Here is a 21,732-nt window from a genome sequence, read left to right as displayed (position 1 = left end):
GAAAGAATAAGTCTAAATTCATGGTGTACTTCCGCAAAAGGAAGTATAAGATCACAAACCGTATTCACGGTCAAATTTATGTTTACAATTGCTCAAAAAACATTCGCGATCTTGCCCTGAGGTTAATTCAGTTTTTTTGTATTATTTAAGAGCAACAAAATTACTTATATCCTCTGGCATTTTGTATTTTCTCAGTAAACGCATAATATAAAATCTTGCATGAGAGTCGCAATAGGCGTTCCATGGTGCGGGAGTGTAGTCATGTGGTGAATACCTGAGGCTGACTTCCCAAGGAAGCGCAATAAGCAAGGCTAAGCAGTTGCAAAGATTAAAAGGGGAAGCAAACTCATTTTCACTATAGCCGCAAAAAATGTATCGTGAGAATTCAGAACGTTCAGGAACCGGTGTTCTTGAGAACTCAAAGTCAGTAAGATTTGCGAAATTTTCTGCGTTGAATGTAATTACCCATTTATCTATTGCCTGTTGCACAAACTCTTTGTCAGATATTGACACCAAATCAGACTCATACTTTTTAGCGCCATTAGGTTTAGGGAGGATATTTTGTTTAAGAATGTCTAAGTAAAAGTTTTCTACATTTTCGAGAAGTTTGGTCTTAAAAGCGTTTTCATACTGTAGTAATGCTTCTAATCGCAAAATCATGGTAAAAATTTTTAGAGAACTGTCAGTAAAAGATCTATCGAACTTCTGGAACCGATAAAAATGACGAAAGTCATGAAAACCAGCCATTGTTCCTAAGTGGTTACCATCAGGTGTATAAACATTGCTTTTTACTGTAGGGTGATACAAAGTAATTGGATGGTCCTTGTTTAAATGTAATTGATGAAATTGATATAGGTTAGGCGCACCGTAGCAGAATAACTGAGAAAAGTGATAGGAATAATGTGGTTTAACTTCTTCTAAAAATTCATTGATGGCCAAAATAGAAGGTAATACTAATTTAACTTTAAACTCTTTATTTGGTATTGCTTGCCATTTCTGTTGAGTTACAGGTGGGCGATAAATATGAAAGCAAGACATATTTTGTGCGATGAGTTTAAACCAATTGCAAAGCTCGTATTCGTCAGGTCTATGCTGTGGTTTTTTTCTATGAACCTGAATTTCTGTTTGATTCAAATAACGATACGCTAATGAGCCTTCCTCAAACTCTATAACAGTAAATTGCCTTTGATTCGGTGGAAGCACTCTCACTCTCCAGATAAAAAAATCACTTAGTTTTGTATAAAAATCGAGCTCGGCATTTGCATCAGTACGATAAATACGGCTTATTTTGAATTTTTCTAGGCAAGGTGACGGCTCTATTTCGGTATCAGGATCCCACTGAACAAGCGGTTGAAGCCAATTGACTTGTACATCAACGAACTCATCTTTTGAGATGTGTTGGTTGGCGTAAAGATAAAATAAAATATCAAATGAGCGACTTGTTTTGAAAATAGGGCTATGCCAATCGAGAGTGGTTATGCTTTTAAGCATTAGTTGTGCTTCTTCAGCATAATCTTGATGGTTAATTGCGATTCTTTGAAATCGTGTTCTCTCATTTGATTCTAGATAAGTCAGTAAGTGAGAATAATGAGCTGAATCAACATTTGTTGACAAAAGAGTTTGGTTAGAAGTGATTGCTGTCGCCATTAGTTGATTATTTGTATCAAAATGCCATATCTAATTATAAAATAGAATCAATATAGTTAGATAACTTTGAAAAGATCTTGTTAAGGTTATATTAAGGGAAGGTATAGTAAACATGCTGAGATTATTACTGACATGGCATATTATTCGTGTCAAAAAATCAATTTAGCACTGTATTAGGGCCTGTTGAACTTTCGTGCTTATTTTTGCAGCGATAAATTGGTTATCTTATGCAAGGCAGAGTTTGTGCTGTGTGGTTATTACCGACATACAAAGCAGTCGTTACTTCGTTTCCACATAAGCAAACGATAACGCAGCAGAAGTGACCAATTTACGCTGTCTTCGATGCTTTTGAGCACTTCCTGTTCTGTGTTGTGACCAGCTTACTTAGATGGCTAAGCTTCACTGCTCACGCCTTGAACAGAAAAGTGCTCAAATAGCACAAAATTAAAGCCTGAAAGATCAACAGGCCCTACTTGTTCAACAAGCTCTCAAAATACATTTTTATTTTACGATAAATTTTTTACGACTAACTTAATTCTATATTGATGGGTATGGCTTAAAATTTTCTTACGTATGCCCACATCAATATGATAGAAATCTTTGACATTAAGATAGTAATACTTGGCTGATTCTGGGGGGATTGATATCAACATTAAAAGGCAAGTACACAAGGCCTCCGACGATATTAGTTCATGGAACTGGCCTGCAAAGAAAAAATACTTCTTAATTACCGATAGTGTAATGGTGTCGTTCGAGTAATCTATGTCAGCGAGGCTACCAAAGTCTTCAATATTAAAAGACTTCGACCAATCTAATACTCTTTCATTGAGCCTTTGTTCTCTACTTTTTCCTGAGTAAGAATTTACAGATACAAATGCGCCATAATTATGCGGAATAACGTCTTGCTCGAGCAAAACTGAATAATATTGTCTAATTCGGTCCACGAGAAAAGCGGTATCGGCGTTGTTAGCCTGCAAGATTTTGTGCAATTGATTCGTATGCTCAAAAAAGCTTAAAGAGTGGTCGGCTATCCACTTTGTGAGTTTCAAACATCTAGATATATGATAATGATCATGCATGGAAGTTAGTGAACACCCTGAATGAGTGCCATCTGGAGATAATATATTATTAGCAACTCTTGGGTGATAAAGAGCAACAGGGTGAATCCTGGATTGATGTAATCGGAAGTATTGTAATAAGTTTGGTGCGGAATAGCATGGCAATGGGGTAAAGTGATAGGAGTCTGCTGTTTTTATATGCTTAAAAAAACACTGCATTATCCAGTAAGAAGGTAAAAATACTTTCACTCGATATTCTTTACTATTACAGCTTTCGTACCTTGTTCCAAAACAAGGTAATCTAAACTTTAGAAAATTAATAAAACCGCACAGCTCTCGTTCATCTGCTTTAGTGGATTTGCCTCGCTCCTGAACCCAAGTCTTTTTAAGAAACTGGAAAGCTTTTTTATCTTCATTAAACACTATAACAGTATATTCACGTTGCGATGGTTTAAGCTGATTAACTTCCTTTTTTACTCCTTCATCAAGTTTGTCTAAGAATGGTAAGACATCTGAAGCGTCAGTGCGATATATTTGGCTTGATTCAAACTTTTTTAAATGAAGCGATTCTTCAAGTTCTGTATCAGGATGCCATTGAGTAAGAGGTTGAAGCCAATTTGTCTGCACGTCTACAAACTTTTCTTTAGTGATTAGGTGGTTAGCATAAAGGTAAAATAAGGTATTGTAGGCGCTGCTAGTATGAAAAATTGGGCTAGACCAAAAACCTCTCATAATGGAGTTATGCATCATTTTCGCGTTACTTTCATATTCAGTATGGCTTTCTGAAACCTTAATGAAGTACAGGCGCTCTTCGGGCGTGACATATTCAAGTAAATGATCGAAGTGATGAGCCGAACTTGAAATCGGGACAATGGTATTCACCGAGCTAACTGCTGCTATCATGTGGAAATTCTTAAATGACAATTATTATTGATTATAGAAGTGTGCAGCTGGCAAAATGTTTAGGTTAAGTGATATTAATTCAAGCTTTATGTTTAGGTTATAGAAAAGTGAAAAAACATAGTGAGATAGAACAACTTCTGGAAATAATGGCACAACTGAGAAATCCTAAACAAGGCTGTGAATGGGATCTCAAACAGAGTTATCAAACCATCGTTCCTCACACTTTAGAAGAGGCCTATGAAGTTGCCGATGTAATTGAGCGCAGAGCTTGGGATGAATTGCCAGCGGAATTAGGTGACCTATTATTTCAAATTGTATTTTATTGCCAGTTGGCAAAAGAAGAGGGTCGCTTTGATTTTGGTGATGTGGTTTTACAGCTCAATGAAAAGCTCGTTTCGCGTCATCCACATGTTTTTACTGACGCAACCACTACTGGTGATGAACAAGCTAACTGGGAAGCAAGAAAGCAACAAGAACGTCAAAACCGTGAACAAAATTCAGTATTAGACGATATTCCTGTTGGCTTTCCAAGCTTATCTCGTGCTCATAAAGTGCAAAAACGTGCTGCATCTGTAGGGTTTGATTGGGATAACCTCAATGATGTAGCCGATAAGGTGACAGAAGAATTGAACGAGGTTATGGAAGAAGTTGAAGCTGAGAAAACATCGCAAGCTCGGCTAGAGGAAGAAGTCGGAGACTTATTGTTTTCGGTAGTGAATTTATCACGTCATCTTAAAGTCAACCCAGAGCAAGCACTTCGATTAGCGACGAATAAATTTGAACGACGCTTTCGTAAAGTTGAAAAGTCAGTGGAAGCTGATGGCCAAGAAATGAAATTGCTGAGCCTTGAAGTGCTCGATGAATATTGGGAGCAGGCAAAAAAACATTAATTAATGTTTTTTATTTTAACAATGGTTCGGACACTTTTTATAAGTAATTGAATTTACAAAATTTTATAAATTGAGTCTGAAAACACAGATTCATTAAAATTCAATGACTTACTAAATGTTGAGGCACGACCAATCAAAAACTGTCCGAAGTATTGTTTTAACCTAGGTTAAATTACAGGCCCCCAAAGCGTCTAGCCAGTTCTATAGTGCCTTGTTTTCTCATATAATTTACAAGCTTGTTGGTGACCGTTGTTTTATCTGTTTCAGTCGCCTCAATGACGATATCAAAAAAATCAAAATAGGATTTGATTTCATATCTGGTCCATTTTGTGACTAAGTCGTCCATTGCTCTCGAAAAGGAGTAGTTTAAAACAAGTCCGTTAAGCTTGCTTTCGATCAATTCTATATCTTCTGGGTATACATGGGGCATGTGTGTACCAATATCCTGCCAACGATTTTTGTATAAAGCCATTAAGCCTGCAATGGTTTCAATATTTACCTTACTTTTCAAAAATTTCTCCTCAAATGGAGTCAATTGTACTGGCTCAGGCGGCTTGGCTGGAGGCGGTGTTGGTGCTGCAGGGTTGTTAACAGTAATGTTAATATGGCCTTGATTATCAGGGGCAGTAATTTGAGTGCTATTCCCACCTACTGAAAGGGCATTCATTTTTTGCTCAAGCTGAGCGATTTGCTCATCTTTTTGATCTAGGGTGGTGACAAGTCTCGTATTTGCACTTTTTGTCGTTGATAGCTCTTCTTTGGTATGAACGTATTTTTCTTGTAGTGCTTGGAAAGTTTGAAAAGGAACTTCCTTTCTAATACCAGAATCTTCAGTCTGGGATGAACTGTCCTGTAATTGTTTTGTTGTCGGATGAACAGGTCGAGGTGTGTCAGGTATTTTTGGGGTATCGACCACTGCCTGCTGAGTTAACTGTTGTTGCATTTGAGCTAGCTGAAGTTGTAGCTGATTATTTTGATATTCTAGTGCTGCTTTTATTATTTTCGAAGATGCCATGAATAACTAGCTAATTTAACTAATCCTTTTCGCCTCATATGTTCTACTAGTTTGTTGGTAACACTTGTAAGATCCGTTTCTGTAGCTTCACTCACGATATAAAAAAAATCAAAATAGCTTCTTTTTTCAAACATACGATCAACCCACAATGACACCATTTCTGTCATTGCATCAGAAAACGTATATCTTGAATTCGGTCTCGAAAGCTTTTCCTCAATACGGTCTAGTTGTGTAGGGAATACACTAGGCATGTATTCGCCGATATTTCTCCAAGAATCTCGGTATAATTGCATTAATGTCACAAGATGATCAACTTTGGGTTTACTAGCAAACAACTTCTCTTCAAATTCAGTCAATGTAATTGGAATAGCTGGCTTCGTAGGGGGTAAGGTTGTTGTGGCCGTAGTGTTGTTAACGGTAATACTAATATTACCTCTGTTCTGTGAGGCTTGAATATTAGTCCCTGCTTTGTTGACTGATAAGCTTTGCAGCTCTTGCTCAAGTTCAGCTATTTGTTCATCTTTTACCGCTAACCGTTTTTCTAGTTGGCAGTTTGCTGTTGTTCTTGTTGCTAACTCTGTTTTTACTTGGTCATAGCTGTCGCTTAGCGCTTGCCAAGCATAAGTGTTGCTCTCCGGGGTTGCTCGAACGTTTGAGGTTTGGGTTGATGTGTCCTGTAACTGTGCAGTTGTTGAATGTGTTGCTAATGTGGGCTTTAACTTTTGCTGTTGGTCTAATTCTTCTTGTAGCCTTACTAATTGTATTTGTAATTGAGAATTTTGAAATCCGAGATTTTCAATTTGAGTGTTAAGTTGAGCTTTCTCTTGTTGAAAATTATGAGTAGCCTGTTCTAACGCCACCGTATCAGGATGTACTACGAAAGGCAGTAAAGATATTTTTTGCTCTTTGAATATGCTTGAAGGTAGCTCATTTAGTGCCGATATCAAGTTATCAAGAGTTAAAGTACTCGATTCTTGCCAAAGACGCATTGCATGAACAATAACATCATGACGTTTTTCCGCAGGACAGTTAACTAACTTTTTTGCCTGTGCGGTAGCTTGTAATTCTCTTAATTGAGCTTGACTGTCTAAGCCAAGTTTTTCTACAAATTTGCTTAGAGTCTTCCCATTTATTTGCATGCTATGTTCTTTTAAAGCACTTGATATAGAATCAATAACGATGGATTCTTTACTAATAGTTACTCGATGCGAACAAGTCGGTTTAGATGCTTCAGGGAGCGTTGATGAATCATTTGTTGCTATGGGCAGCGGAGTGAATTGCGCTTCGTAACAATTGTTTGGACTTGTATTTCCATAAAAAAAATGGGGAGTAGGGGCAGGTACATGCTGCTGAAACTGGCTAGGTGCATATGCATACCCCATCGTGCTATGCGGGCAATGGGCTAGGTTCTGTGGACCAAGAGGTTGCGAATACCCTGCAGACGTATATGGATAATTTGAATAAAAATCAGCACGTGAAGCCATTTTTTAATACCTATTAAACGTTACTTTGTTGTTATTGTAATAAAAACAGGCTTAACCGATGCTTAACAAAATGTATTCTTATTGTAATATTTAGCTTTCTTGTTCTTGTTGCCATTATTTGTTGATTTGTAGAATAGGGTTTTGTTTTTGGTATTTTTCTGCCAAGTATTGGCTTAAAGAAAAAGGAGGGAGTAGATGTTGAGAGTCATTGATTACTTCACATGAAGCTTCAAATTCCTCAAATTCTTTAACTGCGAACCACTTGTGTTTATATATCTGCCGAGGGCTCGAAGCTGAAGTCAGTGCTGTGAACCCTAGTTGAGGGTGCAAAATACATAATGATATTCTTGGGTCACTTTTTGCCTTTGTTATGTCAAAAGCATTGAGCTCGACGGCACGAGATACTTTTATGGCTAGCTCAATGGCACTTTTTTTTAATTTTTCTTTGGGAAGCTTAGTTACCTTATCTTTTAGTAACAATGGCTCTTGAAAGCTAAACCCAACAACCAAAATCTTATTAGTGGTAAAGTAGCAAAAAGGAATGTTGTTGGTTAATCCACCATCACTCAATGCTAACACTTTTGAACCTTGAGTAGCCTCGCTTAAGAATAAAGAGGCTTTAATTTCTACTGGTTTAACAAAGTGAGGGATAGCAGAGCTTGCCGTAACAGCAACTGCAACCTCGAGATGAGGAGAGTTATTGGCCGACAATTCAATCTCTTTTTTTTCATTTGAAGCAACTAGTATTAATCGTTTCCAGCTTCGATGCTTCAAAAACCTTAATTCAGTACTATTTCCTTTAGTTCGGATCAATTCATGTTGATAGAAGGTTATCCTTCCTATGTCATTATTTTTTACGTTTTCAGGTAAAATGGTTTTGCCTTCTCCATCTTTTAGAAATTCATTATGCCTAGATAGAAATATGGCTATTGGGGTTACATGAATTCCCAAAAAATTGACTATGATGGTTTGCATTTCCGCTAAAATAATTTCTCTCTCAAAATTGGTTTTAGCATTTATCATTGCATGGGTTATGTCATGTTCATTCATACCAATTGAGAGGCAAGCAGACATAATTGCTCCTGCTGAAGTTCCGGTAACTTCTTTAATCTTATTAAGTCTTGTCGCTCCTAATGCTTGTAATACGCCTAAGTGAGCGATACCTTTAGCCCCACCTCCTGCTAAACATAATGATTGATATTCGTAAGTAACTCTTTTTGAGTTGCAACGAGTGGTAACTTTTGCATCGTGAGCATTTAATAAATTCTCTGAATTCAAAGCGCTTTTTATAATGTCTGTGGGCATTTCATCTTCGTTTGTTTGGAAAAAATCATGAACTGAAGTTCTGCTCATATATAGTTTGGATACTGATTTGCACCAGCCACTGTCATTGAAACGTGCCTGGTAGTTTGTCCCGTTCACCGATATGATTTGAGTGCCAGATCTTTCTAGATTTAGGCTCTTAAGGTACGTTTCTAGATAAGATTCAGATGCTACAGAGTGGGCTGTTGCCATAAAGAAAAACTAAAACGGATGCGAATAAAGTAATACTAGTACCGATTGGGTGAAAATTAACCGGCTGGAGGTTAAATATGATTAATGCTAGAAATAATCAAGTTATGTAAGCACTTTATCCTTGACGTTGCCGAGCTGGTGGCTCGGCAGAATAAGGCTTTTAGGCAACTGGCGTTAACCATTCATCTATGTGGGGTGTAGTTCCCTCAAAAATGCCAAAGAAAGCTTGTTGCATTGCAGCTGTAATTGGACCTCGATTACCATCACCTACAAGTACACCATCAACGGAACGTACAGGTACAATTTCAGAGGCGGTTCCTGTCATAAAAAACTCATCGGCAAGGTATAGTGACTCCCTTGAAATCGGTTGTTCTTTCACTTCGCAGTCTAAGTTTTTGGCTAGAGTGATCACCGTATCACGCGTTAATCCAACGAGAATAGAGCTTGATGTTTGCGGGGTGTAAATGACATTGTTTTTTACGATAAATAGGTTTTGTAGTGCGCCTTCACTGACCATGCCGTTTACGTCTAATCCAATACCTTCATCATAACCATTACGTTTGGCTTCTAACGTAATCAATTGTGAAGAAAGGTAGTTACCGCCAGCCTTAGCCGAAGCTGGAAGTGTATTTGGTGCGACGCGATTCCAACTTGATACGCAAACATCAACGCCTTGTGACTTTGCATCTTCCCCTAAATATTTTTCCCATTTAAATGCTGCGACCATGACTTCTGCTTTTGAGGTTTCAGGTGTTCTCATTCCCATCCCAATTTCACCAATGAACGCTAATGGTCTGATGTAGGCTGACTCGAAACCGTTTTTAGCAACAGAATCGATGCAAGCTTGGACAATTTGAGCTTGCGTGTATGGAATCTCCAGTTGATAAATTTTGGCTGAATCAAATAGACGAGAAACATGCTCTTTAAGCTTAAAAATGCATACTCCTTTATGAGTTTTATAGGCGCGAACACCTTCAAACACTGATGAACCATAATGCAATGCATGGCTCATAACATGCACTTGTGCTTGATGCCATGGGACGAGTTCGCCGTTAAACCAAATCAAATCAGCGCTTGGAGGTATCATTATTCTTCCTGTTAAATATGTATTAAAAGTGAGTAAAAATTCTGATGCCTAGGTAATTTACAGAATATAAAGCTTAATTTGCAATTGATTTCTTTTAAAAGAAGATATAAACCCTGTTTTGTCTTAATTTTTAGATGAATGAACTTGATTTGTGTCTATAGGAAGCGGTTTAAATTTGAGGTGATATATGAAAAGGACATGTCCGTAGCTTGATCAATATAAAAGGATAGGCATGTCATGAAGATGAGTTTATAAATATTGACGAAGAGTGAAGATCAGTTGCGAGCCATTTCTTGCTTTTCAGGAACTTTCATACAAAGGTTTGTTAAACCTCCAGCTCCGACTCCTATGAGTGCCCCCGAGCAAAGTCCTGAAGTAATTCCATATTCAAAGGGTCTTGATATTGATGCAGGAAAAATAAATTTAACTGCAGCCGTTACACCCGGACAGACGACACAGAAAGTTACTGTTACAACCGTTGCCGCGACACAGGTTATTTTCTTAATTGGGGTATCGAACAAAGATTGAAGCTTTTGTTTTACATCTTCAGAAAAACTACTTAATGAGACTTTATAGAGAGTGATAGCATTCCCAAGAGTTGAATTCATCTTTGATTTAATAGCGACTTCCAGCGGCACCTGTTTATCGATTTTTGAAGCTCCGTACGCAACTATCTCACTTCTTGCTAAAAGTGCAGCTGTCTCTGATGATTTCACTGACATACATTTGAGCCTGTATTTAAAGAAGAGCAATGCTGCCATTCTAGTTATAAGAACCAGAATAGGAAGTTAATATTTTTTAATAACAGCGAGTTATGTTTCCTGTGTTAAACAATATTTATTAATGAGCTGAGTCAAAATCATTAATGTTGTATTAATTTGATCTTCAGCTAAAAACTCATTGGGCTGGTGGGCTTGGTCGATACTTCCGGGACCTAACACTATGGTTTGTGATGCAAGTTTTTGGATGAATGGTGCTTCAGTAGCATAGTTAACTGCACAGCAGCTTTGGTGACTTAATTGCTCAGCAAGCTTAGCTAAATTGCTGTTTTTTTCTAAGTGAAAACTTGGAGAGCTTGGCTCAAGCTCTTGTATGCGAATTCGGCCGGGGTATTGCTCTACAACTGACGCTAATGCATCAGTTAACCAATAGATGATTTCCTCGTCTTCCATACTAGGTAAAGAGCGAATATCTATATCTAGTTCACACTGTCCGCAAATACGATTAACGCTGTCTCCGCCTCTTGTTACTCCCAAGTTAAGGGTTGGCTCTTGTACATCAAATGCTTGGTTTTGATAATGGAGCCCAAGCTTGGATTTTAAGTTAATCAATTTTCCAATAACTTGATGCATGATTTCAATGGCGTTAATCCCCGCTGAGGGGCGACTGGAGTGGCCAGACTTTCCTGTCACTGTAATTTTATGAGACATATAACCTTTATGCATGATTACAGGCTTCAGGTTTGTGGGCTCACCAATAATCGCAGCATCTGGTCGAATATCTTGGGATTGAGAAAAAAATCGCGCTCCAGCCATAGTAGTTTCTTCATCGGCGGTGGCTAAAATATACAGTGGTTTTGTCAGCTTGTTGACTGATAAGCCTTGGCAAGCTTGCAAGATAAACGCAAAGAAGCCTTTCATATCGCAAGTTCCAAGCCCGTATAAACGTCCACCTTTGCGTTTTACTTTGTGGGGATCACTGTTCCAGCCGATTTCATCAAAAGCCACAGTGTCACTATGGCCTGCCAACAATAACCCTCCTTCACCGCTTCCGAGTTTTGCTAGTAAATTAAATTTATTACGAGTATTAGGGACAGGGGTTACTTCAATTGTAAAGCCTAAGCTTTCGAACCAAGTTGCAAGCAACGAAATGACCTGGTGATTGGACTGATCTTCATTGGCTAAATTAGAACTAATAGAGGGGATCGCAATAAGTTGACTGAGTGATTGTTCGAAATTTGGCAATGACATTATTTAAAGTGGATTGAGTGGATTTGACTTTATATTCTTTAATTGTGAATACAAAGTCAATTGTGCGATTCTGTTTATATCGTAATAAATAAGTTATAGACTCTTCTAACGCCACTCTTGTTGTAACTTAAATAAATTATCTATTGCTGATTGTAACTTTGCATCATGTTCGGGTTCACTAATGGACTTTAATGAATCTATAATTTTCTGCAAGGAGAATCGACTGCCTCCTACTTTTGATTGGGCATTCCTAAGAAGATCCATTAGGTAGACTCTTGAGACACCATGAGGAGCTGCTTGTTTTATTTCTGGAGTGGTTCCTCTAATGGAGAGATATGCTCCAAAACTTTCCCATAAATCTGTAACTTTTGCGTTTGTTAAAGCTCCCATAACCGCAACAAGTTTTGGGTGACTGTCTATTTTTTTATCACATTTTTCGCTTGGTATCACTAACGAAGCAGACGAGTCCGCTTGCTGTGCGCTTAAAGTCGAATCAGCGCGTGCATTTCGCATTTTTCTCATTTGCTGTTCCATATCACTCTTCTCTAGGGTAACTTTTTCTAATTGAGATGATAAAGATGAAATTTGATGCTGATGGTCTTGTTCCTTTTGAGCCATTCTTTTCGCTAGCTTTTGCTCAACTCTTCGTTCAATCTCACTATTTGTATGTGCTAAGGATGTTCTAAGCTCATTATTTTGCGTTTGCAATTGTTCCTGTGAACGTAACATTTGCGTGACTTGCCTATTGAGTTCTTCGACTTCACTTCTCAAGCGTTGATTTTCTGTCTCTAGCTCGCCAACACGATACTCTTGGTCAAATGCAGCTTGGTTTGCTGAAGGAGCGGCACTCGAGTTTATACGTGCTCGGTTTGTGAAATAGTTTCGATCTATTTCTAATTTACCGTTAATAAACCCAACAATATCCATTCGGTTATGTTGCCTAAACACATTTTTTATTTTTTCTATGTTGAAATCAGGGTTGTTGATAATGGCTTTAGCAAGTTCATTTCGTTGAGCTTGCACTGTCTTTGCAGCACTTAGAATGTTCGCTTCATCCACATCATTTAACCCAAAGAATGGGGAAATGTCACGCCATTCGGGGACTAGTGCTGTTATCTCACACACTCTTTCATAATCTAATTGGGTGACAGGATTTGCAGTTACTTGTGACTGTGTACGACTAGCTGATGATGCTGAGTTCCAGCCTGCATTAGGCATACGTGAAGAATGTAATGGGAATGCCATGGTTAATTAAGTATTTGAATTGCGTGGTAATAATGCTAACAACAGTTAGCTGAATGTTTACTGAAATCTCATTGGTTAAAAGGTAATTTAATTTACTGCTAATCAGGTCGTGTTGATCTTTGGAGATTATTTTTGCAGCGATAAATTGGTTATCTTATGCAAGGCAGAGATTGTGCGGTGTGGTTGCTCCAGATAAACAAACGATAACGCAGCAGCTTTCCGTTTCAAAAAGAAGTACCAATTTATACTGTCTTTGATGCTTTTGAGCACTTCCTGTTCTGTGTTGTGACCAGCTTACTTTGATGGCTAAGCTTCCCTGAACACGCCTTGAACAGAAAGCGCTCAAATGGCACGAAATTTAATTCTGAAAATCAACACGCCCTAAAAATTAATACAGAAATAATCGTTCGAGCCATCTAATTTTTTGATGATTGTTCGAAATTCGGTAAATTCATTGTTAGAAGTTGCTATCAATCTGTAGGGATATATTTATTAGTGTTGCATAAAAAGTCAATGGCGAGTTGCTTTGGAAAGGGCTGAACAAATTCTACGAGATGAAAACCGCTAGCAGAACAAAGGGGCTAGCGGCTTAAAGTCGCTTGGTTTTGCTCATTGTTTATTGTTTAGTTCTTGCAATTTATGAAGAGCATCTTGAATATCAAGACCTCTACTTGATTCCTTGAGTTGACTCACTGCATTAATGATGAATTGGTATGTAAACTCACGATAATGTGAGCCTCGGACTGTTAGAAAAAGAGCCTTAAGACGCATATAATCTTCTTTGTGTAATTGACATTCACTTTTTATCTTACTGATTACAGCTTGAGTGCCTTTTGGTATAAAAATGTAAGCTAACTGCTCCCACATATCTGCAATATTCGTTAACCCTACCGCTGCAAAGAAGCATTGCCCTTCACTATTAGCTAACTTATTACAGCCTGTTGGAATGTGTAACTGTAACGTTGAAATGGAAGGCTTTATCCCAGAGGCAGTTGCAGAAGAACTGGTTTGCATTGATTGTAGTCGCTGCTCAGCACTTGCAAGCTTAGATTGTAAAGACTCAACCTGAGATTGGAATTTCCGTTTTTGGTCAGTCAATAGTGCATCAGCTTTTTGATCAGCAAGAGTCGATATCTGATTTTGCATACCTTTTACAGAGGCTCGCAATTCATTATTTAGCGTCTGTAACTGTTTAGCTTGTTGCGTAGAGCTGTCGAGTTGTACGGTTAGCTCTTGTAGCTGTTCTCTCAAACTTTGATTTTCTGTCCGAAGCAGTCCAAGTTGGTATTGGTTATCAAAATTAGCTTGTGCTTGTGGAGGTGGACAGCCTGGGTTGAAATCACCCTGATTATCAAAATAATTTGGATTTATTCTGAGTTTTGAATCGATAAAATCAACAAGATCCATTCTTCTATAGTTCTGAAAGATTCGTTTAATGCTTTGAATATTATGCTCAGGGTTTTGGACGATTTTTTTAGCAAAAGCATTCTTTTGAGCTGCGACACTGTGTGGATTATTACTGCGAATTTCAGCTTCGTCTACATCGCTTAAGCCAAATGCGGGAGAAAAGTCTTGCCAAGAAGCGATTTTATCAGTTATTTCGGTAATTTTATTAAGGGCTAAAGCCGATCTTGGTTGGACAGATGATTGAGATGTCTCATAGCTGGGCGGAGTGGGGTGAGCGACATAGTATTCATATGGAATTGGATTTCTACTAGCATCATGTGGAAACATATTTTATTTCTTTGATTACGATTAGGTAGTTGAAAATATAATTGTTTAAAGCTGAATTTTCACTGATATCTCATTGATTGTAATGTAAGTTAATTAGCTTTTAATCATTGGTTAATCTTACAACTACATTCTTTCACTAGCCAACAATAATCAAAAAATAAATATACGGAAATATTGCATAAAAAATCAATTGCGTGTAACTTCGCTTTTGGTGACAAAGAGATTGTAAATTATCTCATTAGTGACGCACTTTTTTATTTTATAGCTTTATTGGGTGGTGAATAATTTTGCAAATTAAGGATGTTAAAACTGCAGTGGTAGGTGCCAGTGGCTACGCTGGTGCGGAGTTAGTTGAGCTGCTTACTCGTCATCAATCTATTAACTCTATTGAGCTGCTAGTTTCTGAAAGTAGTCAAGTTTTAGGGCAGTGTTTTAGTGATGTTTTCCCTCGTTGGAAGGGAGTTTGTGATACCGCTTTTCAAGCCGTTAATTCTGATTGGATAAATCAACATGCCGCTGAGCTTGATGTGGTTTTTCTGGCGACGCCGCATGCAGCTAGTGTTAAATTAGTTAAAGAGTTTACAGAGCATGAGGTGATTATTTTTGATCTTTCAGGTGGCTTTAGGCTTAAACAGCCTGAACTTTATGATGAATATTATGGTTTTACTCATCAACTGCCTGAGGTATTACAACAAGCGGTTTATGGTTCTCCTGAGTGGGAGGCTGAATCCCTAAAAGACACTAATTTGATTGCTGTCCCCGGTTGTTATCCGACAGCAAGTTTATTGGGACTTAAACCGATTACGTCGAATCATTTACATGATGAAAGTTCACTTATTACCGTAAATGGTATCAGTGGCGTTAGTGGTGCAGGGCGTCAAGCCAATTTAGCCACCAGTTTTAACGAAGTAAGTTTAACCCCATACAATATTTTGAAGCATCGACATCAGCCTGAAATGTCCCAAGCTGTGCAGGCTGATGTTATTTTCAATCCACATCTTGCGCCATTCAAACGTGGGCTATTAGCGACAACAACGCTAAAAATTAAAGAGGGGGTCGCGGCGGCTGATATTGATGCTGTATACAAAAATGCCTATCAGTCACAACCACTTATTAGATTCCAAAAAGATTGGCCGAAAATAGACAATGTTACAGGTACTCCCTTTGCCGATATCCATTGGCAGTTTGATGAAAAGCAACGAGTGCTAGTCGTTAGTTGTGCTATTGATAACTTAATGAAAGGCGCCGCTTCACAAGCGGTGCAATGCCTTAATTTACGTTTAGGGCTTTCAAGTGAGTTTGGTTTGCTCAGTAATGTTGAGGTGAACCACAATGACTAAGCCTTTAGTGATCAAAATCGGTGGTTCGATTCTTGAGCAAGAATCAGCATTGTCTTCTTTACTGTTAGTCCTTAAATCCAACTCTGATAAAAAAATAATTCTTGTTCACGGTGGAGGAAGTACCGTGGATCAAATGTTGATGCAAGCGGGATTTACGACCAAGAAGAAAAATGGCTTACGTGTTACACCCAAAGCTCAAACCCCCATTATCATTGGTGCATTAGCTGGAACGGTCAATAAAAAAGTTGTCGCAACAGCTAATCAACTTGGTTTAACCAGTCTAGGACTTTCGCTTGCCGATGCGGCTATGGTCACTTGTAGCAAGCATCCTGAAAATATAGGTGAAGTTGGAGTACCAACGCCCAATAACTACAGTGTGATTGAGCTATTACTGTCCCAATCTATTTTACCCGTGATTGCCTCTATCGGAGCCTTAGATAATGGCAACTTGGTCAATGTTAATGCCGATGATGCTGCAGTAGCTATTACACAACTGGTGGATGGTGACTTATTACTGCTAACAGATGTGGCTGGTGTCAAAGACGCTCAGGGCAAAATTTTAAAGTCGTTAGCGCATGCACAAGCTCAAACTTTAATTGAACAACAAATCATAAATGGCGGCATGGTAGCTAAAGTCAATGCCGCCTTTAATGCCGCCCGACAATTACGACGAAGTATCGCGATTGCCAGTTGGCAACAACCACAACAACTCTCCCTGTTGTTTGTGGGTCAGCCAATTGGTACTCGCATTATTCCTGATTAAACCAACCCATTTTTTAAACAGTTTTAGGAAGATACTTATGTCATTCTCACATTATCTGGCAGATGATCTGCTTGATCAGCAGCAATTACTGGATTTAATTGCCTTAGCGAAATCCATCAAACAATCACCACAAGATTATCAACATGCTCTGGCTGGTAAGTCAGTCGTGATGTTATTCGAAAAGCCGTCTTTGCGTACTCACATTAGTTTCGATATTGGCATTCAAAAACTCGGAGGACACTCAGTTTACATCGGTCAGCAAAATGGCAAGTTAGGTGAGCGTGAGCGGGTAGTCGATGTGGCTAAAAACCTCGTCTGCTGGAGCGATGCCATTGTCGCTCGAGTCTTCAGTCATCAATCCTTAGTCGAATTATCAGAACATGCAGGTATTCCTGTTATCAATGCGTTGAGCGATCTCTATCACCCATGCCAAGCCTTAGCGGACATGATGGCACTATCTGAAAAGATTGAAGATATAAGCCAAGCCAAACTGGCTTATGTTGGGGACGCTAATAATGTGTCTAATTCATTGATGTTGATGGCTCTGACGTTAGGAGTAAATTTCACCTTAATTTCGCCAAAAGGTTTTGAAGCTTCAAAAGATATGCTGGATAAAGCACACACCATTGAAGCCATAACAGGAGCTAAGCTAACGCTGAGTAATGATATTAACGATATAGGTTCACAAACGGCTATTTACACCGACACTTGGATTTCTATGGGAGAAGAAAAAGATCCACAACAAGTATTGAAAATCTTTATGCCCTACCAAGTTAACAGTGCGCTTATGGCTAAAACAGAAGCAGATTATTTTATGCATTGCCAACCTGCCCATTTAGAACAGGAAGTCACCACAGAAGTGTTTGACGGGGAACAATCGTTAGCGGATTTACAAGCTGAAAACCGTATGTGGGCGCAATGTGCCGTTCTTTTAACTTTATTTAAACAAGCTTAATTTTTGGTGGTGACAACATGGCAATTGTAAAAAACAAAAACATAAAAAAAGTCGTATTAGCGTATTCAGGTGGGCTAGATACCTCAGCAATCATTCCTTGGTTGAAAGAAAACTATGACAACTGTGAGGTCGTGGCTTTTTGTGCCGATGTAGGGCAAGGACACGAAGAGCTTGAAGGTATTGAAGCCAAAGCTATTGCTTCAGGTGCCAGTGAATGCCACGTTGTAGATCTGAAAGAGCAGCTAGTGACAGATTATATTTACCCCACTTTAACCACAGGTGCGGTTTATGAAGGGCAATATTTATTAGGTACCTCTGTGGCTCGCCCAATTATTGCCAAAGCACAAGTTGAAGTGGCACTTAAAGTGGGCGCAGATGCCGTATGTCACGGCTGTACTGGTAAAGGAAATGACCAAGTGCGTTTCGAGTCATGCTTTGCGGCCTTAGCACCTGAGTTAACCGTGATTGCGCCTTGGCGTGAATGGGATATGGTTTCAAGGGAAGACTTACTAAGCTATTTGGCAGAAAGAAATATCCCTTGCTCAGCATCTCTGACGAAAATCTACAGTCGCGATGCCAACCTGTGGCACATTTCCCATGAGGGTGGAGAGCTTGAGGATCCTTGGTGTGAACCATCAAAGCAAGTATGGACAATGACCATATCACCCGAAGAAGCGCCTAACACTCCCGAATACGTAAAACTTTCTTTTGAACAGGGCAAATTACTGGCAGTCAATGGTCAAGAGCTGAAAGCCGATAAGTTACTTGAAGTGTTGAATATTCTAGCGGGTAAGCATGGCGTTGGCCGGATTGATATTGTTGAAAATCGCTTGGTGGGCATGAAGTCCCGTGGTTGTTACGAAACGCCCGGTGGCACCGTGTTGATGGCAGCTTATAAAGGCTTAGAAACCTTAGTGCTGGATAAAGAATCACTTAAATACCGTGAGTCAGTTGCCCTTGAGTTTTCTCATGTTCTTTATGATGGTCGCTGGTTTACACCATTAGCAGAAGCACTATTAGCGGCATCAGCTACTTTGGCAAAAAGTGTCACGGGTGATGTGATCGTTAAGCTCTATAAAGGGCAAGCCACAGTGACTCAGCGTCGTTCACCTAACAGTTTATATTCTGAAGCGTTTGCGACTTTTGGTGCCGATGATGTTTACGATCAAAAACATGCTGAAGGCTTTATTCGTTTGTTCAGTTTGCCAAGTCGTATCAATGCGATGAAGCAACAATCTAGCTCAAAGGAGTCGTAACATGGCACTATGGGGAGGACGGTTTCAATCAGGCAGTAGTGAGTACTTTAAAACCTTTAATGACTCATTGCATTTTGACCAAGCATTAATTCTGCAAGATATTGAAGGCTCTATTGCTTGGTCTAAAGCGATTCAACAAGCTGGAGTGTTAACACTCGAGGAGCAACAAGCGTTAGAGCAAGCTTTGTATGAGCTGGCTGAGTTAGCACAAGCAGGTAAGTTGGATATTACTAACTCTAACGCTGAAGACATACATAGTTATGTCGAAGCTAAGCTTACAGAAAAACTGGGCGACGTGGCTAAAAAGCTGCATACAGGGCGTAGTCGTAACGATCAAGTCGCGACTGATTTACGTTTGTGGTGTAAGCAGCAAAACGAAGAATTACAGGCGTTGTTGCGAACATGTCAGCAAAGCTTAGTGGCTTTGGCTGAAGCCAATAAACAGCATATTTTCCCCGGTTATACCCATTTGCAACGGGCGCAACCTGTTCGCTTTGCGCATTGGTGCTTAGCATACGTGGAGATGCTAAAGCGTGACGAAAAACGTTTGGTGGCCGCCAATAAGCACATTAACCAATGTCCATTGGGCAGTGGTGCGCTTGCTGGTGTAGTGTATGACATTAATCGAGAGCAATTAGCGAATGATTTAGGCTTTGACTCGCCTTGTTTAAATAGTCTTGATGCGGTATCTGATCGTGATTTCGTACTGGAACTATTATTTGCTGCGAGTACCAGCATGATGCATTTATCTCGTATGGCGGAAGATCTGATTTTCTTTAACTCAGGTGAAGCCAGTTTTATCACTTTGGGGGATCAAGTGACATCGGGATCATCACTCATGCCACAAAAGAAAAACCCGGATGCACTAGAGCTTATTCGTGGTAAATGCGGTCGTGTCTTTGGCTCGCTGCAAGGCTTATTGGTAACACTAAAAGGTCTGCCTCTGGCATACAACAAAGATATGCAGGAAGATAAAGAGGGTATATTTGATGCCGTAAACCAATGGCAACAATGTTTGTTGATGGCCAATGAAGTGGTTAATTCTATTGAAGTCAGAAGTGATCAATGTAAAAAAGCGGCTGCTGAAGGTTATTCCAATGCAACTGAACTTGCTGATTATCTTGTGGCTAAGGGGGTGCCGTTTAGAACGGCCCATGAAATTTCAGGACAAGTGGTGTTATATGCCATTGGTCAGCAAGAGCCGATTGAGCGTTTAAGGCTGGATGAATTACAACAATTTTCTTCACTGATTGAAAATGACGTATATCAATTTTTGGATTTAGAACACCTTGTCGATAAACGTAGCACCATTGGTGGAACAGGTATTGAGGCTGTTAATCAAGCAATCGAAACCTTCCGCCATGAACTAGGGGTCGCTAACTTTACGATTCGAGATGCCAAGTTAACGGACTTACGTGGAATTAGTAAATTGGTGAACTACTGGGCGGATAAAGAAGAAAACCTGCCACGTTCAGAGCAAGAGCTTATCCAGTTTATTCGTGACTTTGCGGTTGTTGAAAGTGATGGGCAAATCTGTGGTTGTGCAGCTTTGTATATGTACAGCACAGGGCTTGCTGAAATTCGTTCATTAGGTGTGTCAGTGAATCATCAAGGTCATGGTTATGGTAAAGCCTTAGTCGAACACTTATTAAAACGCGCAGATACACTAGCGCTGAATAAAGTGTTAGCACTCACTCGAAAGCCAGAGTTCTTTAGTCGCTTAGGTTTTAGTCTATCAGATAAACATCATTTACCTGAGAAAGTAATGAAAGATTGTGAACCATGTCCTAAGAAGCATGCCTGTGATGAAACGGCGTTGATTTACTATGTAAATCGGATTATTTGAGCTCGTTGAGGCAGTTATATAAAGCCAGAAATGGCTTTATATAACTGTGATTAAATGTGACTAAATTAATCGAATCTTATTGCTTGATCAAAAATTACCTGCAAACGTTCTGAGACACCATCGAGCGAAGAGTCACCTCGTAAAATATCAATTAAATCTATGAGAGCTTGTGCAGGATTTTCACCGTCAATGTGTCGTTGTATCTCATTTACCGTATGCAAGGCGTTTTCATAGTCCGATGACAAAGACCGTTTCATGAGTGCTTGTTTCCGCAGATCTGAAACGAGATAGGTATTTTGGAAAAGAGGCGCATATAGTGGCAGGTTTCTGGCTAATGCATTTGTAAGTCGGCTAGTTACCGTCTTAAATTGATTGCGTATATATGGTTCTGTCTTATATATGGAATCCGTTTGAACCTGTCTTGTTGGCTGAGGCCGAGGAAGTACATGCTGTTGAGCAGGTTTTCTGGTGTATGTAGGTCCCGTAGCCGTCGTCGTTGTAGGATTAGGGGTGACTGATGATGCGGCTGACATCATCGCCTGCACGAATTGCGCCATAGGATTTGCAGCTTGAGTAGCAGCGGTTTGTTCGGTAGGAACTGCAGTAGATTCAGGAATGGAATCCGTTAAGGTTAAATCGCAACCTGTTGCGTACATCAAGGTTAGTAATTGCTGAGGCTGATCTTTAACACTTGGATGTTGAGCAATATTATTGGCCGCAGCGATAATCTGCCTTCTAAGACTTGTATCGGTTTTCTCAGCAGTTTCATTTTTCACAGTTGCACCAAACAGAGCGTTATAGGCGCAAGCATTAGCAAGAGGTCGGTCAACATGCATATCTTCAAGGGTGGTCCTTGATTGGCTAAATGCTTCAAAAATCATTTTACCCATTGAATTCATTAGCAATGCTAACTTGCCGTTGTTTTGCCAGTACGGACCACCTCCTTCTTCACGCTTCTCTTCATAAGTTTTTTCTAACTCAGCAGAATAAAACCATTCTTTGGCGGTGTCGGGTGGAAATACAG

The 21,732-nt window shown here is 39.4% G+C and carries 17 protein-coding genes; 6 read left to right on the top strand and 11 right to left on the bottom strand.

What is annotated here, in order from left to right; all coding sequences use genetic code 11:
- Positions 1 to 141: 141 nt before the first annotated feature.
- A complete protein-coding gene (locus D5018_RS17000) occupies positions 142 to 1,647 on the bottom strand; it encodes a hypothetical protein (RefSeq protein ID WP_121840186.1) in 1,506 nt (501 codons plus the stop codon).
- A 506-nt stretch (positions 1,648 to 2,153) separates the two neighbouring features.
- A complete protein-coding gene (locus D5018_RS16995; RefSeq protein ID WP_121840185.1) occupies positions 2,154 to 3,608 on the bottom strand; it encodes a hypothetical protein in 1,455 nt (484 codons plus the stop codon).
- Between the two features lie 107 nt (positions 3,609 to 3,715).
- Here D5018_RS16995 and mazG point away from each other — a divergent pair, with 107 nt between their 5' ends.
- Positions 3,716 to 4,498: a nucleoside triphosphate pyrophosphohydrolase gene (gene mazG / locus D5018_RS16990; RefSeq protein WP_121840187.1), complete on the top strand. Its 783-nt coding sequence runs from the start codon at positions 3,716 to 3,718 to the stop codon at positions 4,496 to 4,498.
- Between the two features lie 172 nt (positions 4,499 to 4,670).
- Here mazG and D5018_RS16985 read toward each other — a convergent pair whose 3' ends face one another.
- From D5018_RS16985 to D5018_RS16945, 8 genes are all read right to left on the bottom strand, one after another.
- Entirely contained in the window at positions 4,671 to 5,441 is a 771-nt protein-coding gene (locus tag D5018_RS16985; protein ID WP_133309326.1) for a hypothetical protein, read from the bottom strand.
- 53 nt (positions 5,442 to 5,494) lie between these two features.
- A complete protein-coding gene (locus tag D5018_RS16980) occupies positions 5,495 to 6,997 on the bottom strand; it encodes a hypothetical protein (RefSeq protein ID WP_121840183.1) in 1,503 nt (500 codons plus the stop codon).
- A 114-nt stretch (positions 6,998 to 7,111) separates the two neighbouring features.
- Positions 7,112 to 8,512 carry a patatin-like phospholipase family protein gene (locus D5018_RS16975; RefSeq protein WP_121840182.1) on the bottom strand — a complete coding sequence of 467 codons (1,401 nt, stop codon included), beginning with the start codon at positions 8,510 to 8,512 and terminating at the stop codon, positions 7,112 to 7,114.
- 160 nt (positions 8,513 to 8,672) lie between these two features.
- Positions 8,673 to 9,599, bottom strand: coding sequence for a branched-chain amino acid transaminase (locus tag D5018_RS16970; protein ID WP_121840181.1), 927 nt, complete (start codon positions 9,597 to 9,599; stop codon positions 8,673 to 8,675).
- A 275-nt stretch (positions 9,600 to 9,874) separates the two neighbouring features.
- Positions 9,875 to 10,321: a hypothetical protein gene (locus D5018_RS16965; RefSeq protein ID WP_121840180.1), complete on the bottom strand. Its 447-nt coding sequence runs from the start codon at positions 10,319 to 10,321 to the stop codon at positions 9,875 to 9,877.
- A gap of 90 nt (positions 10,322 to 10,411) precedes the next feature.
- Positions 10,412 to 11,569, bottom strand: a complete 1,158-nt coding sequence (gene argE / locus D5018_RS16955) for an acetylornithine deacetylase (RefSeq protein ID WP_121840179.1) — start codon at positions 11,567 to 11,569, stop codon at positions 10,412 to 10,414.
- A 105-nt stretch (positions 11,570 to 11,674) separates the two neighbouring features.
- Positions 11,675 to 12,814 (bottom strand): hypothetical protein, encoded by a 1,140-nt coding sequence (locus D5018_RS16950; protein ID WP_133309325.1) that lies wholly within the window; start codon positions 12,812 to 12,814, stop codon positions 11,675 to 11,677.
- Between the two features lie 609 nt (positions 12,815 to 13,423).
- Positions 13,424 to 14,548, bottom strand: coding sequence for a hypothetical protein (locus tag D5018_RS16945; RefSeq protein WP_121840177.1), 1,125 nt, complete (start codon positions 14,546 to 14,548; stop codon positions 13,424 to 13,426).
- A 287-nt stretch (positions 14,549 to 14,835) separates the two neighbouring features.
- On the opposite strand from D5018_RS16945, the gene argC reads away from it, so the two are divergent.
- From argC to argH, 5 genes are read left to right on the top strand one after another with little or no spacing between them, the layout of a single operon-like run.
- The gene (gene argC, locus D5018_RS16940; protein WP_243637460.1) at positions 14,836 to 15,888 is read left to right on the top strand and encodes an N-acetyl-gamma-glutamyl-phosphate reductase; all 1,053 of its coding nucleotides are present in this window, start codon (positions 14,836 to 14,838) and stop codon (positions 15,886 to 15,888) included.
- Entirely contained in the window at positions 15,881 to 16,651 is a 771-nt protein-coding gene (gene argB, locus D5018_RS16935; protein WP_121840175.1) for an acetylglutamate kinase, read from the top strand. Before argC ends, argB begins: the two co-directional genes overlap by 8 nt.
- Before the next feature lie 37 nt (positions 16,652 to 16,688).
- Entirely contained in the window at positions 16,689 to 17,606 is a 918-nt protein-coding gene (locus tag D5018_RS16930) for an ornithine carbamoyltransferase (protein ID WP_121840174.1), read from the top strand.
- 17 nt (positions 17,607 to 17,623) lie between these two features.
- Positions 17,624 to 18,862, top strand: coding sequence for an argininosuccinate synthase (locus D5018_RS16925; protein WP_121840173.1), 1,239 nt, complete (start codon positions 17,624 to 17,626; stop codon positions 18,860 to 18,862).
- 1 nt (position 18,863) lies between these two features.
- Entirely contained in the window at positions 18,864 to 20,708 is a 1,845-nt protein-coding gene (gene argH / locus D5018_RS16920; protein ID WP_121840172.1) for an argininosuccinate lyase, read from the top strand.
- A 65-nt stretch (positions 20,709 to 20,773) separates the two neighbouring features.
- On the opposite strand, the gene D5018_RS21745 is transcribed toward argH, so the two are convergent.
- Positions 20,774 to 21,732: hypothetical protein (locus D5018_RS21745; RefSeq protein WP_165905090.1), on the bottom strand; the 959-nt coding region annotated here is incomplete at its 5' end.

It is taken from the genome of Parashewanella curva (genome assembly GCF_003675895.1).
GTDB classification, from domain to species: domain Bacteria; phylum Pseudomonadota; class Gammaproteobacteria; order Enterobacterales; family Shewanellaceae; genus Parashewanella; species Parashewanella curva.
This window is presented reverse-complemented; position numbering and strand designations above follow the sequence as displayed.

Coding starts and splice junctions, on each gene's coding strand:
- D5018_RS16975 (WP_121840182.1), bottom strand. CDS start 8,512: ATGGCAACAGCCCACTCTGTAGCATCTGAATCTTATCTAGAAACGTAC.
- D5018_RS16945 (WP_121840177.1), bottom strand. CDS start 14,548: ATGTTTCCACATGATGCTAGTAGAAATCCAATTCCATATGAATACTAT.
- D5018_RS16930 (WP_121840174.1), top strand. CDS start 16,689: ATGTCATTCTCACATTATCTGGCAGATGATCTGCTTGATCAGCAGCAA.
- argE (WP_121840179.1), bottom strand. CDS start 11,569: ATGTCATTGCCAAATTTCGAACAATCACTCAGTCAACTTATTGCGATC.
- D5018_RS16970 (WP_121840181.1), bottom strand. CDS start 9,599: ATGATACCTCCAAGCGCTGATTTGATTTGGTTTAACGGCGAACTCGTC.
- D5018_RS16985 (WP_133309326.1), bottom strand. CDS start 5,441: ATGCAACAACAGTTAACTCAGCAGGCAGTGGTCGATACCCCAAAAATA.
- D5018_RS16925 (WP_121840173.1), top strand. CDS start 17,624: ATGGCAATTGTAAAAAACAAAAACATAAAAAAAGTCGTATTAGCGTAT.
- D5018_RS16965 (WP_121840180.1), bottom strand. CDS start 10,321: ATGTCAGTGAAATCATCAGAGACAGCTGCACTTTTAGCAAGAAGTGAG.
- D5018_RS16995 (WP_121840185.1), bottom strand. CDS start 3,608: ATGATAGCAGCAGTTAGCTCGGTGAATACCATTGTCCCGATTTCAAGT.
- D5018_RS16950 (WP_133309325.1), bottom strand. CDS start 12,814: ATGGCATTCCCATTACATTCTTCACGTATGCCTAATGCAGGCTGGAAC.
- argB (WP_121840175.1), top strand. CDS start 15,881: ATGACTAAGCCTTTAGTGATCAAAATCGGTGGTTCGATTCTTGAGCAA.
- argH (WP_121840172.1), top strand. CDS start 18,864: ATGGCACTATGGGGAGGACGGTTTCAATCAGGCAGTAGTGAGTACTTT.
- D5018_RS16980 (WP_121840183.1), bottom strand. CDS start 6,997: ATGGCTTCACGTGCTGATTTTTATTCAAATTATCCATATACGTCTGCA.
- D5018_RS17000 (WP_121840186.1), bottom strand. CDS start 1,647: ATGGCGACAGCAATCACTTCTAACCAAACTCTTTTGTCAACAAATGTT.